The sequence below is a fragment of the Nitrospira lenta genome, assembly GCF_900403705.1.
Taxonomy (GTDB): Bacteria; Nitrospirota; Nitrospiria; order Nitrospirales; family Nitrospiraceae; genus Nitrospira_D; species Nitrospira_D lenta.
Genome location: NZ_OUNR01000018.1, coordinates 177,275 through 192,855 on the forward strand (window position 1 = coordinate 177,275; position 15,581 = coordinate 192,855).

Consider the following 15,581-nt stretch of genomic DNA (forward strand, 5'->3'; position numbering starts at 1 on the left):
TAGACTTCGCATCACAACGCCAGCAGCCTTTCTTTAGCCCCTCAGAAGAACAGCCCGGAATGATGGAAGTTTGATACCAGACACGTCACGGTACTTATACTACATATTGAGAAGTTCAGAAAGATCTTGTCAATAGGCAGTAGCTTGATGGACCCTCTGAAGGGTGGAACCTACAGGTCTATCCCCGCTCGTTGGCTGAAGCATGATTGAGGGGGTAGGGCGGCTGAAAGCCGCCCTGGTTTCCCCCCACTGAACTAGAGACGCCAGTATTTTATTGAGGAAGGGACTTTTGAAGGATCAAAAATGCTTTTCACGTCGATCAAGACTCCACTCTTCTGATCACGCAAGGGCTTTAGCAGCTCACTAAGCCCCATCTCAAGGAAACCCCGGTGAGCCACCGCCACAATTACGCCATCAACATCTTTGATCTGTTTCAAATCGATCAGCTTGATCCCATACTCATGCACGGCTTCCTCCGATTCAGCGATCGGATCATGCACAATCACTTGCACGCCATACTCGCGAAGCTCATTGATGATATCCGGGACTTTACTATTGCGAAGGTCAGGCACATTCTCTTTAAAGGTCAATCCAAGCACTGCAACTTTAAGTTCATTGACGGGCCGAGGAAGCTGACTCAGAAGCTTCATTGTCTGTTCAGCGACGAACTTCCCCATGCCATTGTTGATCCGACGGCCTGAAAGAATCACCTGGGGATGGTAACCCACCGACTCAGCCTTCGCCGTCAGGTAATAGGGATCAACCCCGATACAATGGCCACCGACGAGGCCAGGTGAAAATCTCAGGAAATTCCATTTTGTACCTGCGGCCTCTAAGACCGACTTCGTATCGATTCCCAACCGATGAAAAATCAGCGCCAGCTCATTCATCAGCGCAATATTGAGGTCGCGTTGTGTATTCTCAATTACCTTGGCAGCTTCGGCGACTTTGATACTTGACGCACGATGGATTCCAGCTTTCACCACTGTCTCATAAGTCTTTGCAACAACTTCCAGCGATTCAGCATCCTGAGCCGAAACGACCTTGATGATTTTCTCAAGCGTATGCTCTTTGTCTCCGGGATTGATGCGCTCCGGAGAATATCCGATCTTGAAATCGACTCCGGCCTTCATCCCAGACATTTTTTCGAGGATGGGCAAACACACTTCTTCCGTGGCCCCGGGATAGACCGTCGACTCATACACAACAATGGTCCCTGGAGCCAAATTCGAGCCAATCAGCTCAGATGACTTCTGCAAGGCTGTAAAATCAGGCTGAAGCGCCTCATTGATAGGCGTCGGGACCGCGACAATAATAAAATCAGCAGCCTTGAGCTCCGCCGGCTCCCACGTATACTGCACCTGCGAAGCCTTGAGGTCAGCAGATGAAACTTCCCCTGTTCGATCAACCCCACGGCGTAATTCATCAATCTTGGCCTTATTAATGTCGAAGCCAACCACCGGCCCTTGCTTGCCAAATGCCACGGCAATGGGAAGTCCTACATACCCCAACCCTACGACAGCAATTGACCGAGTCCGCTCTTTACCCATACATCCCCCCCAATATATTCAAGCAACATGGCAGAAGCCCTAAAACCAGTCAAGAAAGTACGCGGTTCTTTCCAAAGGTTAGATATACCTTCAGGCCACACGCCGTGAAGACGTCCAGAAAACCACAGCCGGTTACTGTGCTCACGTATAACACCAGACAACAGGACATCTGCGTAACCTCCACCTAAATAAGAAAGATCCACACAACAGATCCCCCCTTCTTACTACCACCACGGAGCCACCCTCCAACTGAATCAGAGATAACCACACGAGGACAGAGGGAAAATCGAACCGACAGTAGAGGTCGTAAGGAGCTTCCGTGCGATCTCGTACCCAAAGAGCCTCTCTCCTAATACAAGCTCAAGTATGTCCTCTCCTCCCTACGCATCTGCCCTTATAAGTGCAACACCCTGCTCAGCACCTGCCTCGATCAGAGAGGCTAACCATTTGAAAGCACGCCGACTCTACAAGATATCAATACAACACTTGAATCACCTCAACAGGGCACCCATCTTGCTTTAACTCCCTACGGTTGCCGAGCATCCACCGTGAGATAGATGGTCGGCGCGCAGGGCGGTCGAGCAACACGGAGGCCCCTTACCATGTACTCTCCAACGAAACCTTTGAGCGCCAAGATATCGAAACGGTTACTACTCGGCATCACTTTGGCTAGTTTGATATCAATAGAGACTCAGATACCAATGGCCACCGGCGCAGCCGCTATAACTCAAGAGAATTCATCATTGCAGCCCCACAACTCGTCAACGAAAGCTCTCTCCCCTACTGTAAAATCTTCACCGGCAGGGACACGAAAGTCGCATCGTCTGGTCCGCCGCCCGGCCCTCTTGGGGAGCAGCGAGGCCGGGACAATTGGCACAGCTACCCTGAATCAAGCCCCATCGACACCTGCTATCAACACCCCCCCCTCTGTAAAGACGGTGCCCCCAGAGCCAGGAACAACATCGACCAGAGGGGTAGCATCAGAAAAGCAGACTCCCCAGATCAGCTTCGCGGCACCGATTGCAGGGCCGCTTGCACTCATGCAGACCACACCGGTAACCGCTGCAGCAGCAGCACCTTCCGCACTGATGGGAAGCGCGCAGCCATCGACGAGAGTTGCTGCGGCAACTCCGTCCGGAGCGCGTGGACCAAACCCTCCTGGCCGAATGCAGCGGCTTCTGTCCGAGCTCCCAGGGGCAGCACAAATCGTTGCCTATCAAGAAGAAGATCCTGACCCAACTGTGGTTACCCCCACACTCACTCGCAATCCAAGCGTCTTATCATTTTCCGCTATTCAGAACGGATCCAGTCCGGGAGCCCAGGCCCTCACAGTAACCAACACAGGGCCCGGAACGCTGACATGGATCGCATCCGCAAATAGCGCCTGGCTGACATTGAATGGCGCCACATCAACCTCGGGGACCAATCTCGGCTCGATAAGCGTACGAGTAAATCCTGCCGGCCTCTCTGTTGGAACTCATAGTGGCCTGATCACCATCGTCGGAACCGGTGCGACCAACTCTCCGCAGACAGTCAGTGTGAGCTTTGACGTCACGGCTGCCCCCACTCCCACCATCGGCCTAAGCGCGACAACGTTATCGTTCTCGGCCATTCAGGGAGGGAGCAACCCGGCAAACAAGACGATCTCCGTTTCCAACTCCGGGAGTGGGACCTTAAACTGGACGGCAACTGAAAACGCTAGCTGGCTCAGCCTGAGCCCTGCTTCGGGAGCCGGATCCGGAACGATATCAGTCGCGGTCAATACGTCTGGTTTATCCGCTGGTACTGTCAGCTCTCCCATTACGATTGCCGCTTCCGGATCTACAAACACACCCCAAACCGTGACCGTCTCGCTCACTATCACAGCGGCCGCGGTTCCTCCGGCTATAGGGGTCACTCCTGGGAGCTTGACCTTCACCGCACAGCAGGGAGGCGGAAACCCAACGCCACAGTCACTGGCCATCAGAAACACTGGAGGCGGCACCTTGACTTGGACCGTCAGCAACAACTCGGCGTGGCTGTCGCATTCCCCAACCTCCGGTACTGGAAATAGCGTGGTGACGATTAGTCCTATCACCGGAAGCCTAACTGCCGGCACCTACAACGGCATAATTACCCTCTACGCTACCGGATCCACAACCGTAAATGTGCCAATCACCTTTACGATAACTGCTCCAGCAGCTCGAGCAACCATCGGCATGAGCCCCACAAATCTCTCGTTTAATGCCACCGCTGGAGGGAGCAACCCCTCGACGCAGAGCCTCGCAATAACCAATACCGGCACAGGAACCCTGACATGGACCGTCACAGACAACGCCAACTGGCTCACGGCAACCCAATCAGGCAACTCAGTGGTAGCGAGTATCAATATTGCTGGACTGGCGGTAGGAAGCTATAGCGGCATCATTACCGTGTCTGCATCCGGGGCTACCAACACTCCTCAAGCGGTGCCAGTGACATTGACCATAGCGGCGGCTACACAACCGACGACCGGAACGGTTACACTATCCTGGGTTCCCAATAGCGAATCAGATCTCGCAGGATATAAAGTGTATCGTGCGACATCCTCGGGGGGATATGGCGCACCCATCGCCACTTTGACAGCAGGAACAAATCAATATGTATCGAGCGGTCTGGCGAAAGGATTCACCTACTTTTTCGTGATCACAGCCTATGACGAGGCAGGGAATGAAAGTCCCTACTCGAGCGAAACAAGTAAGAGCGTCTATTAATAACCGTTCTGAGAGCCAGGTTAGGTGTGGTAGAACTTTCCATGTCTCTGGTGGACTCGGGCAAAATTCACAGCGTAGGAAAGGTATATGAGAATGGAAAGTGTTCGCAGCAGCCGTTTAGAAACTGTAGGCCTAGTTGCCTGCCTGCTCCTAAGCTGTATGGCGGTATCGCCATCATGGTCGAATGCAGCTGTATTTTGGGAAGATGGGCTCGAGCCAGGGAATACAGGATATACGGCAGTTGGAGGGATGAACTTTTCCAACAGTGTCGTGGCATATGGCTCCCATTCACTGCGACTTTTTTTCCCTTCGATAAATGTGCAAGCAGGGACTTTCACCGACCGCGAATTCCCATCTACCACCAATATTTATAGTCGATTCTATTTTCGGTTAGACAACTTTACGGTTGCGAATCAGACCAAAATCGTGGAATTCACAGATTATGCAACGGGCTCAGGCCCTAGCTACTGGTGGAACATGTCCAATGGCAACCCAGAACTTAATGTTCACGCTCAACTTGTCTTACTGCCCGATGGCACCCTCGGAACGAAAGTCTTCTATCCAAATCAAGGCAACGCTCGCTTTCAGAATGGCCAGTGGTATTGCGTGGAACTCCATATCCAGCACAATACTCCAGGTGTCGCAGACGGACTCATCGAAGCCTGGAAAGACGGTCAGCAAGTTCTCTACTACCCCAATTTGAAATTGCGAGAAGCAACTCAGATCGGCAATCATGACCCCAACCGGAAATTCACCATCAATCGTCTGTACGCACAATACGGACAGGGAGAAATGTATTTTGATAGTATGGCCGTCGGAAATCAGCGAATCGGCTGTTCGGGCACACCCCCACAGGTTGAACCGCCGCCGCCCGCTCCGCTGGTACCCACTCCGCCAGCTCCAGCTCCACCGGCTCCCCAACCCACTGTCCCATCCTTAGTCCCACCACCAACCCCTAATGGGCTGTTTATAAGGTAACCAATTCGCGTTCAGTGAGGAGAAACACATGATAGCGTACAAACTTCCATCGCCAAGCAATCTCAGAATCACAGGCCTCACGGTTCTGCTTGCGGGGCTGATCCTAGGGCACCCCATAATCTCTTATTCCGCCGTCTTCTGGGATGATGAGATGGAGTCCGGCAACACCGGCTACAACCTTATCTCTGGGGCCATGTCATTTGATACTTCCGTGAAGTTCAGTGGTAACGGATCCGTCCGGTTAGATTATCCGTCCGTCTGCTATCCGGATTCCAGTGCACAGAACAACTGCGGTGGATACATGGATCGCACGTTCACCCCGACGGGGACGTTCTACCGCCGTTTCTATATCCGGTTAAGTTCAGGATTTACTGTGTCTGACGTATTTACGAAGCTGATGCGGTCGGATACCAATGGGCAGACAAGCAACTGGTGGACGCTGGGATGTTGCGGCAGCAAGCAGCTCGAAGTGCACGACCAAAATGTGCCGGTGGGCACGACCTCGGTCTACTACGCGAATTTCACGATGTCAGACGCAACCTGGTATTGCGTCGAGACCTATGAACAACTCAATACTCCCGGTATAGCAAACGGCGTGCAGCAAGCGTGGGTGAATGGTACGCAAGTCCTCAATCAGACAGGCATTCCATTCAGAGCTTCCGGGGACAATGCTCTCTACTACAACAATCGGCTGTATCGACAGACTGGACTAGGCTCAATTTGGTTTGATCGCGTGGCCGTCGGTGACACCCGCATCGGCTGCTCAGGAACACCGCCGCCTTCAAACGATACTACCCCCCCGGCAACTCCCAGTGGTTTTACAGCCCGGTAGTAGCGGGGATCCCCCTGGGGAAGTGGCCTGTAGGCAACTACAGCTCCCATTGATGTCTACTTGGGAAACGACTGCCTCTTGCAACCAGGGTAGAATGACGGCTTCGGCGGTCCTCGACTAACGGAGTGGACCGATGAATCGGTCGAAATTCTCCGAGGAGCAGATTATCGATTATGACATCCGGCCAGCCAAAAGCAGTACTCCGATCGACGACCTCTGCCGGCAGCTCGGCATCGGCGAAGTAACCTTCTACACCGAAAAATGACGTATGCGCATCTGGACGTACGCAACCGGCTGAACTCGCTCACGGTGAAAGAGGAAAATGCCCGGCTCAAACGGCTGGTGGCAAATGTGCCCATGATCTTGTACTCGGCCGGTAACCGCATACCCTAGACATTGAACTCTTCGGCGTTCCCCCGATATGGCTTTGCTATTTCAAGGACGCTAGGGGCCAGACTTCGCAAATTGAGCTCGGTCGTCAATAGTAGACGCCATACGTTGCAGCCTCATGCCGCAGGCTGTTGACGGGCCCACTGTTGGGCCAATGCCTCCAGCGAGCGATTCCTCAGTCTCGAATGGCGCCGCTGACGGTTGTAGAAGACCTCAATGTACTTCGCGATCTCCCGTCGGGCCTATTCCCGCGTTCCATAGCACCGGTGATGTACCAGTTCGTTCTTCAGCGTGCCCCAAACACTTTCCATCGGGGCATTGTCGTAGCAATTGCCTCTCTGACTCATGGACGCGGTCATGCCGAACAGGCGTAATCGATCTTGATACTTTTGGGCACAATACTGCGAGCCGCGATCGGAGTGGTGAATCAGTCCCGGTCGCGGACGTTTCGCCCCACCGCCATGCCAGGGCCTGACTCACCAAGTCCGTCGTCATCCGGCCCTCCCTCGCATGGCCGATCACCTCAGATCCTTGATCCCGGCTACATACAATCACCCTTCCGCTGTGAGAACATGCGTGATATCGGTGACCCAGGTCTCATTCGGTCGCATGGTCGCAAACGTTTGAGCCAACCGGTTGTCCACAACGGGTAGCGCGGGATTCGAATTTGTGGTGGTTTTGAACCGGCGCACCAGGAACAGCGCCGCCCGAGTTTCTTGCACAGCCGCTTAATGCGGCCGACACCCGCCGGGAAACCGTCCTCACGCAGTTCGGCTTGCAGCCGTTCCGGGGCCATACGTCTGACGCGTGCACACATGCGCAGCCTGGATCGCCACTTCCAGCCGCGCACTCTCCTGGGCGCGTATCGAGGGACACTAGTGCTGCCAGGCATCGTAGCCGCTTCGGGACACTTCCCCGCCAGCCGCCCCTGCCACGCCAGAAACACCCCAGTTCGCGAGCGTCTTTCTAACATCGTCTGTCGTCTTGTCTCCTCGGGAATTGTCAGCTCCTGATCGAGCACCACCCCCACAGCTTGCTCCAGGAACTCCTTCGTATACTTCTGCCGCGGTAACCGTTCCATCCCACACCTTTCAACCTCAGATCATCGGTTGAAGGCGCCCACTTTTTTGAGCCTCGCTCAGGAATGCTTGCATGGAAGTTCTGGCCTAATCCCACCTAATAAGCCTAGGCTGCCTCGAAAAAATCACGTCCGAATCGTTTGCGAATTTGTACCCCGGAACGCTTTCGCACGGTTGGACGCTGTCAAACGCCTGTTGATATGCAGCGTTAATCTTTGGGCCAATCTGTGACCACGAAAACGCTTCGTGAACGAGCAGTGCGCTTGCTGCCGTAAGGCGGCATCGCAACTCAACATCACTTATTACAGACATAACGTGACGGGCAAATTCTTCGGGTGTATCACCTAAGAGCACATGGATTTCATGTTTAAGATTCAAGCCCATCACAGAAAAGGTTGTAGCCACAGTAGGAACTCCCATAGCGAGAGCATCTAAAACTTTAAGTTGGGTTCCACCTCCGTCAAACACCGGACATACGAAAGCTACGGCTTTCTTGAAATAAGGCCGCACGTCATCGACAAAGCCGGTTACATGGATACGGCCATCAGCTTGCCTAACTTCTTGAGCCAAAGGGGAGGATCTCTGCCCATGACTGCGATCTCAATGCGCGGATCAAGGATTGTCAACAATGGCCATATTTTCTGGAAGAAGTACTTGATTCCTGACTTATTTGAATACTTGTCTAATTTCCCGCAAAAATGATTGTCTTTCCTTGGGGATCACTCCTTGTCGCGAAGTAGGTAGGGTCCACCCCATTGGGAACAACTTCTACTTTTGCCCTATGATTCACAGCGTCATCCAGAGGGATTTTTCCTCCTCTGAAACCGTCAAATTGAGATCCATAAGGGGACACCAAAACTGCTCGGCGCGACGTACATTCCGTGCCTCTCGTTTCAATAAAGCCTGAGACAGATAGTTAGTTTCATGGGCTGCTCGTCGCAATAATTGTGCGGACTGAACATCATGATGGTTCAATACGGCTGCCATACGTTTGTTAACCCCGAGCCGTCTCACGATAGGGAGATACTGCGCAAGCCCAATGGTGTTAAAATGAATCCCGTCAATGGACACATGAGATAGAAATGAATATAGTCGGTCAGCCATTTCTGAATGCCTGAGCCAACGTGTTTCATAGGGATCGGAACCAAACCATGATCCCAAGATGCGGCAACTAGTCCGCCATCTTGATGATGGACTAGACAATTGTACCCATTCAACCGTGGCGCAAAATTTGGTCAGTGCCTTCACGCAATCGTCGGCGGTTACCGTCGAGGGGCGCGTGGCTGGTTGATCAAATGCAAGGACATGTACCTCGCACTGCTTTGAAACCTCTAAGAGTAGATTATAGTTGCGCTGCAGCGCCCCGCCTTTGGGAGGAAAGGCAAGATTATGTCCAAGCCAAAGAACTTTCATCTTGAGAATCGTAAGGAAAAGAAACAGGCAGGTTCAACATTTGACATGCGATGAGTGAGGGAAGGATACACGCTTACGCGTCACAACACAGCCCGCCTTAAGAGGGGGCTGACCTTCCCCTGATTTCACAGACACCTCCACAAGTGGGAAAATGGTGAAATGGGAGGTCGCATGGCAACACCCACACGACGTCAATTTACCGACGCGTCAAGTCCGAGGCCGTTCGCCTCACGCGGGAATCGGGGCGGCCTGTGGCACAGATGGCGCGGGACCTGTGGATCTCAGACAATGTGCTGTATCGGTGGCGGAGTGAACAGCAGCAGGTCGAATCCCAAGGCGGCACGGGCCAGTCGATGCGCGCCGCGAAAGACGAACTGGCCCGGCTGAAGCGGGGGAAATGAGCCCCTGAAGAAGGAGCGGGATTTTCCAGAACGTGCGGCAGCGTTCTTCGCGAGGGAATCGCAATAAGATACCGGGCGATCCAGGAGCACGACCGTCGCTATCCGATCTGCCTGATGTACCGCGCCCTGACCGTTTCGACGGCGGGCTATTGCGCGTAGCGACACGACCTGAGAGTGCCAGGTCCATCCAGACGCATACACTGCTCTCGGCCATTCGAGTGATCCACCAGGAGTCGCGGGAAACCTACGGCAATCCCCCGCATCTGGAACGCACTGGTCAAACAGGGCCATCCCTCGGCTATCACTCCCCGACCAGCATGAAGCGAGAACGGCAGTTGCTTAACCAGGTGTCCACGGAATTGGGGGAATGTTAGGTGAAAGACATACAGCTTAGACAACGTATCCAAATCGATTCTTCATCATGGCATTCATTTCATCTTTCCTCTGCTCCGTGATATTGCCTCGGATTGTGTACTCTATTCCAAAGTTAGGCGAAGAGGCCACCTCCGCACTCCGCCGCTCAAGAAACTCGCTGAGAGGACACAGCACTCTGGCTGGATTCCCCGCCGCAACTACCCCAACAGGAATATCCCTGGTGACAATACTTCCAGCTCCGATGATGACGTCTGAACCTATGGTGACTCCGGGAAGGATGATGCTCGATGCTCCGACAAACACCTTGTCCCCGATCACCACTTTCCCAATTCGTGTCCGGCCGAGGTGCCGCTTGGTGCTTGCGTCATGCACCAAAATCTGCACTCGTGGCCCCAACGTCACATCATTGCCGATTACAATGTGCCATGGGTGGCTAGGATCAATGAAGACATCCTCCAACATGGCGAAATTATGACCGACCACCAACCCCTGCTTCACCAACCAAGCGACTGGATCTCGTCGATGATACTTCGCTAGCACCCACGCCAGAAGTTCACGCATGCTCCCCCCTAGCTACTAAAGAACCGTCGCGTTAGCAGCACGTGATCCGTCCACCTTCATGTATGTCCGGTGCCAGATAGCAAACATCATTGCTGCCCACAGCTGCGTCTCATGATTTCTCACACCACGATCATGCTCGTCGAGCATACGCTCAACTGCCTGCAAGTTAAACAGCCCTAGGTCTCGCAACGCATCACCAGTAAGGTTTGCCCATAACAATTCACGTAGAGGCCCACGCAACCAGGCCCCGAGTGGAATTGAGAATCCTTGTTTCCGACGACGCAAGATCGAGTCTGGAAGAATCCCTTCCAACGATTTGATGAGGATATGTTTTTTCTCCCACCCCTTCAACTTCAGCCCAGAGGGAATTGTCGAGACGAATTCGACAAGCTTGTGATCGAGAAAAGGCACTCGTACTTCCAACGAATGCCACATACTCATTCGGTCTGCCTTCCGCAACTCATCATCCGGCAGATAGGTCTCCATATCCGTAAGCAAGATCCATTCAAGCGGATCTCGGCATTGCTCGACCTTATGCATCGCCAGCTCTGCGCTGCCCACATGAGCCTTCCTCAGCTCATTCAAGAAATCCTGACTAAAAAGGCTGGCCTTGTCCGGCTCCGTAAACGCCGAGAGGTACTGTTGATACCGTTCGGGCAGAGGCAGAGCCGCACCATCGACAAATCGCTTCATCCGATCAATCCAGAGCCCCGCCATATCCCACTGCGGCAGCGAGTGAATCAGCGCGCGAAGGCTATGCCTGAGCACCCCGGGCAATCGCTGGTAGGTATTGGCCGCAAGGGCACCCCTATATCGCTCATATCCGGCAAATAACTCATCCCCTCCGATCCCGGACATCGCGACGGTGACCCACTGCCGGGCCGCCTGACATACGAGATAGTTGGGGATCATCGAAGAGTCTGCAAACGGCTCATCAAAAGCCTCAAGCATCAAGGGGAGAATCGATTCAACTTGCGTCTGAGGATTGTCGTAGACACACTCTGAATGATCTGTCTTGAACAGCTCGGCAACCGCTCTTGCATAGGGGCGCTCATCAGCTCCCGGCTGGCCCTCCCCAAACCCCACAGTAAACGTCTTCACATTTCCCGGGCAAATCTTGGCCATCAACGCCACGATGGCGCTAGAATCAATGCCGCCGCTCAAAAACGAGCCGAGGGGCACCTCACTTACCAGGTGCAAACGCACTGCTTCTTCGAGATGATGCAGCAGACCTTCACGATAATAGTCGATCGATTTATTGGGATCCGTAGAATACTTCAGCTGCCAGTATCGCCGTGTCGTCAGCTCTCCGTTTTTCCACACCGCGGTATGCCCGGGTGGCAACTCCGCGATGCCCCGATAGATAGTTCGCGGCCCTGGCACATACTTGAAGGTGAAAAAGTCTGAGACAGACTGGAGATCCATCTGCCGTTCATAGCGATCGACTGCCAGCAGACACTTTAGCTCAGATCCGAAATAGAGATCTCGCCCATCCTGCCAATAATACAGAGGCTTAATCCCGAAACGATCTCTGGCGAGCAACAGCTTTTTTTGGCGCAGATCCCAAAGGGCAATCGCAAACATCCCACGCAAATGCGTGACATAATCTTCACCGAAGTCTTCATACAGATGGACGATACATTCCGTATCCGAGTGACTAGTCAGAACATGCCCTCGTTTTAAGAGGCCCTCCCGAAGCTCTTGGTAATTGTAGATCTCTCCGTTGAAGACCACCGCCACCGTACGATCTTCATTAAAGACCGGTTGCCGGCCGCTGTTGACGTCGATGATCGCCAGTCGGCGCATGCCCAACCCGACCTGCCCGTCGAAGAAGAATCCGTCGTCGTCAGGACCGCGCCGCCGGATCAGCGCGCACATCCGACGGACCAATTGCTGATCGATCTGTCCGCGCTCTGCATGAACACTGCCGACAATCCCGCACATGAGCAATCCCTCAGTGATTGACGTGCCGGGAAGAATCATCGGCGCGGGCGATTCGCCCCCAAGATCGCCGACCATACCCCAGCATTCCCAGTAACTCGATGACTAGACGCCACGGCAAAAAGACCGGAACCAGCGCCAGCCCTGCCAGCGCTTTCCCCGGTGATTCCGTGGAGAATACTCCCAGCAGAAAATAACCAGCGATCGCTGCAAGAAGCCCCGCGGCCCAGTAGAAGGAAAATCCCCAGACCAGATCACTCGAATTGACAACGCTTCCCACGAGGCACAACAGCGTGAGCGAAGCCTGGCTTGAGTAATTGGGGGCGACCAGCGTCACGGCGGAGTCGAACAACGAAAAGGATCTTGCAGCGATCCCCCGCCTAATCAGCGACCAGACCTTGCTGCCCATGACGGCATAGCGACCGCTGGCCCAGCGCAATCGTTGATGGGAAGCCTGCTTGAAGGACTGGGATTCCTTGGCAAAGGTCCTCGCCATAGGATTAAAGTAAATCTTATCCCCACCCAGCAAAAGCTCAACCGAGAATTCCCAGTCTTCTCCGACTGAAAAAGCCGTCCACCCGCGTCGTTCAAGCACCCCTGCGCTCAAACACATCCCAGTACCGGTCAGCATTCCCTGGAGGCCGAGAGCCGTCTTCCCCGCATAATAGCGGCCGTTTCGCAGCACACCCGTCACAGCAATAATTCGGGTAAATGGACTGGCCCAGGGATTGGAGATGTAGTTATAGCCCTGCTGCACCTGTCGACCAGCCTGAAGCTCCGCGTTAAACGCCAAGAGAAGGTCCCGATCCGCAAGGGTGTCGGCATCAACAATGACCACCGCTTCAAAAGCAATCCGAGCGCTCCGCGCTTGCTGGATACCCCAGGCAAGCGCAGCCCCTTTTCCAGGCTGCCCGTCGACTCGTTCAAAACACTCAGCCCCCCAACGTTTGGCAACGGCTGCTGTCCCGTCAGTGCAGCGATCAGCGACAACCAATATTCGATACTGCAAGGATGGGTAATTCAGATTGCGCAGACTCTCCAATGTACTCGCGATTCCCACTTCTTCATTGTGGGCAGGGATCAAGATGAGAAACCGGGCTTGTCTGTCCCCGGAATGACTCGCGGGAGGACGATAGAAAAAAGAACTCACGGCCAGGAACCACTGATACAGGACCAGCAGCGTGAGAGGGAGCAATACCAGAAGAACCAATATCCCGATGATAGTAGCCATGAACTATACAGTTACCGAAGCTGGGAACTAGGGAGCGCGTCCGTCACGCCATCCATGCGTTTTGCCAGTATGGCGATCGCTGAGGTGTCATATGGCAACGCGCTGAACACTTTAGCCACATTCATCGCAGGTTTGCCGGGACGAAGAAGTTTTTGCAATACAGTCGCCACCCACGAGAGCGGCACCAACACGAATGTCGGGAGCCAGATCACAGTGAGATCCGGGTTGGCTTTGCGAAGATGATCCAACAACTCGCGTTTGGTCGGCGAGACGGGGTCGAGCAGATTCAACGGACTCGGCACGCTCTCCCACATGTCAGTCATCCAAGCCAAGAACCGACCTGAAAATCCCACATCTACAACACCCAGCCTATCGCGCGGGGAACCAACCGCCACAAAGAAATTTCCCAGCCGCTTGCCGAGACGGCCTGGAGGATCGAAATCCCGATAGTCCACCAAGGCGCCAGGACGAATCACCTTGACCGACAAGCCAAGCTCCTCTCCCAAATCAACGGCACGCCGTTCCGATTCCAGCTTGCCCCACACATAGGGCCCCGACCCCTTGCTGTTCAGCTCCAATGGATGATGATCGCCGATCGGTCCTCCCTGCCCCTGTGCCAACACCGCCAGACTGCTCACATGAATGAAATGCGCGATGCCGGCAGCAGCCGCTCCCCTGACCATATGGGAAGTGGCATCAAGGGAATTTCGCTGGTGTTCAGGCCACCCGCCGGCAGTCTCTGCTGCTGCATGAATGACCGTATCAACTCCTTTGAACAAATGCGCGCCCGCGCCTGTTGCCACATCCGCCACAACATATTCAGCGCCGGCAATCCGCTCCCATGGCGAAGGCTCGCGTCGCGCCACCACACGAACAGGACGACCGCGCCCCAGCAAGGCACGGACGATCTCCTTCCCGAGAAACCCGGTTCCGCCTGTCACAAGCACACCCCGGCTATCGACAGGCCTCGGGGCTGCCAACGCCAAAGCCCTTGCCTCTCCGACCTTGAGAGCCTCTGCCACCCGCTCACATATGCGAACGGTTTCAAGCAGACTTTCAGGAGAGAGCGGGGAAGGGGTTTTTGTCCGCACAGACTCGTAGAAGGCAGCAAAGAGTTCGGCCAATCCCGGGTAGCTGCGCTGGCTCTTGAGAAACCGGCGCGCCATGGCCGACGTAGTCCCCGTCAGGAGTTGCCAGGCCTGTCGGTAGGGAGCCAAGAGCTTGTCGACGCCCGATGAGCCCGGACCGATAGCCCGCTGCGTGGTACTCCGGACGTAGTCAGCGAAGAGTGAGCCGTTTTTCCCGATCACCCGCAGATAGCTTTCAACAGGGCGGCCTTCGAGTGTCACGACCAACGTCCCGGTCACTCCACCACGCCGGACCAGTGCGTGCACCGTCCCGGCTTGACTCACTTCAAGCGAAACCAGCTCAATGCGTCCATCCCCCGACTGTTCGAGGACCCGCAGCAGCAGATAGACCGGATGGGGCAAGATATCGAGCAATTGATGATCCGCACGGAGCACGGTGCGCCCGCCCGGCGCATGTCGAACCGTGCGAAAGGAAAAATAGCTCTCGACATGCACGACCCGGCCGATGGAAGGCAGGTATTGGGTAAGGACTGCAGTCGGAAACTCATAGAGTAATTGATGACCGGCACAGACCAGAAGATTCTTTGCCCGGGCTTCGTCTAGAATCTGTTGTGCATCCTCGACTCGCTCCGTAAATGGTTTCTCTACGTAGATATGGCTACCAGCTTTCAGCGCTGAGAGCGCGAGCGGCCCATGGGAAGCCGGAGGCGTACAGATGTGCACCACGTCAGGTCGTTCAGCAGCTAGTAACTCTTCAGGGGTGCCATAACTCTTGATCCCGGGGACAATGCTTCGCATCGCCGCCTGGGCAATATCAGAAGGATCGGCCACCGCAACCAGTTCGACACCAGCGCATCTCAAGATGGCACGGGCATGATGCTGAGCATGGCGGCCAGCGCCGAACAGCGCTATGCGAAGTGAACTTGACGGTGACGCTTTAGGATTAGAAGATGTCACAAGATACCTAACCGATAAGAATAGAGTTCGGCCAGCGTTAGACCTAGATCGGC

Annotated in this window: 12 protein-coding genes and 1 pseudogene; 5 read left to right on the forward strand and 8 right to left on the reverse strand. The window is 54.5% G+C overall.

The window, feature by feature from the left end:
- Nucleotides 1–254: 254 nt before the first annotated feature.
- Nucleotides 255–1,550, reverse strand: coding sequence for a nucleotide sugar dehydrogenase (locus NITLEN_RS14415; protein ID WP_121990330.1), 1,296 nt, complete (start codon nucleotides 1,548–1,550; stop codon nucleotides 255–257).
- A 1,166-nt stretch (nucleotides 1,551–2,716) separates the two neighbouring features.
- Between NITLEN_RS14415 and NITLEN_RS18910 the strand changes: the two genes are divergently transcribed.
- The 4 genes from NITLEN_RS18910 (at nucleotide 2,717) to NITLEN_RS18335 (ending at nucleotide 6,357) form a co-directional block, all read left to right on the forward strand.
- Nucleotides 2,717–4,282, forward strand: coding sequence for a BACON domain-containing protein (locus NITLEN_RS18910; protein ID WP_425464146.1), 1,566 nt, complete (start codon nucleotides 2,717–2,719; stop codon nucleotides 4,280–4,282).
- Nucleotides 4,283–4,375: 93 nt separating this feature from the next.
- Nucleotides 4,376–5,260, forward strand: a complete 885-nt coding sequence (locus NITLEN_RS17925) for a heparin lyase I family protein (RefSeq protein ID WP_146216204.1) — start codon at nucleotides 4,376–4,378, stop codon at nucleotides 5,258–5,260.
- Between the two features lie 301 nt (nucleotides 5,261–5,561).
- Nucleotides 5,562–6,092: a polysaccharide lyase gene (locus tag NITLEN_RS14430; RefSeq protein WP_146216205.1), complete on the forward strand. Its 531-nt coding sequence runs from the start codon at nucleotides 5,562–5,564 to the stop codon at nucleotides 6,090–6,092.
- Between the two features lie 133 nt (nucleotides 6,093–6,225).
- The gene (locus tag NITLEN_RS18335) at nucleotides 6,226–6,357 is read left to right on the forward strand and encodes a transposase (protein ID WP_219999464.1); all 132 of its coding nucleotides are present in this window, start codon (nucleotides 6,226–6,228) and stop codon (nucleotides 6,355–6,357) included.
- A gap of 241 nt (nucleotides 6,358–6,598) precedes the next feature.
- On the opposite strand, the pseudogene NITLEN_RS18915 reads toward NITLEN_RS18335, so the two are convergent.
- From NITLEN_RS18915 to NITLEN_RS17930, 3 genes and pseudogenes are all read right to left on the reverse strand, one after another.
- Nucleotides 6,599–7,563, reverse strand: a pseudogene (locus NITLEN_RS18915) (IS3 family transposase).
- Between the two features lie 85 nt (nucleotides 7,564–7,648).
- The gene (locus NITLEN_RS18920) at nucleotides 7,649–8,131 is read right to left on the reverse strand and encodes a glycosyltransferase (protein WP_121990335.1); all 483 of its coding nucleotides are present in this window, start codon (nucleotides 8,129–8,131) and stop codon (nucleotides 7,649–7,651) included.
- A gap of 216 nt (nucleotides 8,132–8,347) precedes the next feature.
- A complete protein-coding gene (locus NITLEN_RS17930) occupies nucleotides 8,348–8,974 on the reverse strand; it encodes a hypothetical protein (RefSeq protein ID WP_146216206.1) in 627 nt (208 codons plus the stop codon).
- 194 nt (nucleotides 8,975–9,168) lie between these two features.
- Here NITLEN_RS17930 and NITLEN_RS14445 point away from each other — a divergent pair, with 194 nt between their 5' ends.
- Entirely contained in the window at nucleotides 9,169–9,375 is a 207-nt protein-coding gene (locus tag NITLEN_RS14445) for a transposase (RefSeq protein WP_121990336.1), read from the forward strand.
- A gap of 390 nt (nucleotides 9,376–9,765) precedes the next feature.
- Here the strand turns inward: NITLEN_RS14445 and NITLEN_RS18585 are convergent, their stop codons facing one another.
- Genes NITLEN_RS18585 through NITLEN_RS14465 form a run of 4 tightly spaced genes read right to left on the reverse strand, consistent with a single transcriptional unit; the run spans nucleotide 9,766 to nucleotide 15,528 of the window.
- Nucleotides 9,766–10,311, reverse strand: coding sequence for a DapH/DapD/GlmU-related protein (locus NITLEN_RS18585; protein WP_121990337.1), 546 nt, complete (start codon nucleotides 10,309–10,311; stop codon nucleotides 9,766–9,768).
- Between the two features lie 15 nt (nucleotides 10,312–10,326).
- Nucleotides 10,327–12,330, reverse strand: coding sequence for an asparagine synthase (glutamine-hydrolyzing) (gene asnB / locus NITLEN_RS14455; RefSeq protein WP_121990338.1), 2,004 nt, complete (start codon nucleotides 12,328–12,330; stop codon nucleotides 10,327–10,329).
- The gene (locus tag NITLEN_RS14460) at nucleotides 12,266–13,483 is read right to left on the reverse strand and encodes a glycosyltransferase family 2 protein (protein WP_121990339.1); all 1,218 of its coding nucleotides are present in this window, start codon (nucleotides 13,481–13,483) and stop codon (nucleotides 12,266–12,268) included. The genes asnB and NITLEN_RS14460 overlap by 65 nt, the downstream gene beginning before the upstream one ends.
- A gap of 11 nt (nucleotides 13,484–13,494) precedes the next feature.
- Nucleotides 13,495–15,528: a Gfo/Idh/MocA family oxidoreductase gene (locus tag NITLEN_RS14465; protein WP_121990340.1), complete on the reverse strand. Its 2,034-nt coding sequence runs from the start codon at nucleotides 15,526–15,528 to the stop codon at nucleotides 13,495–13,497.
- Nucleotides 15,529–15,581: the final 53 nt, after the last annotated feature.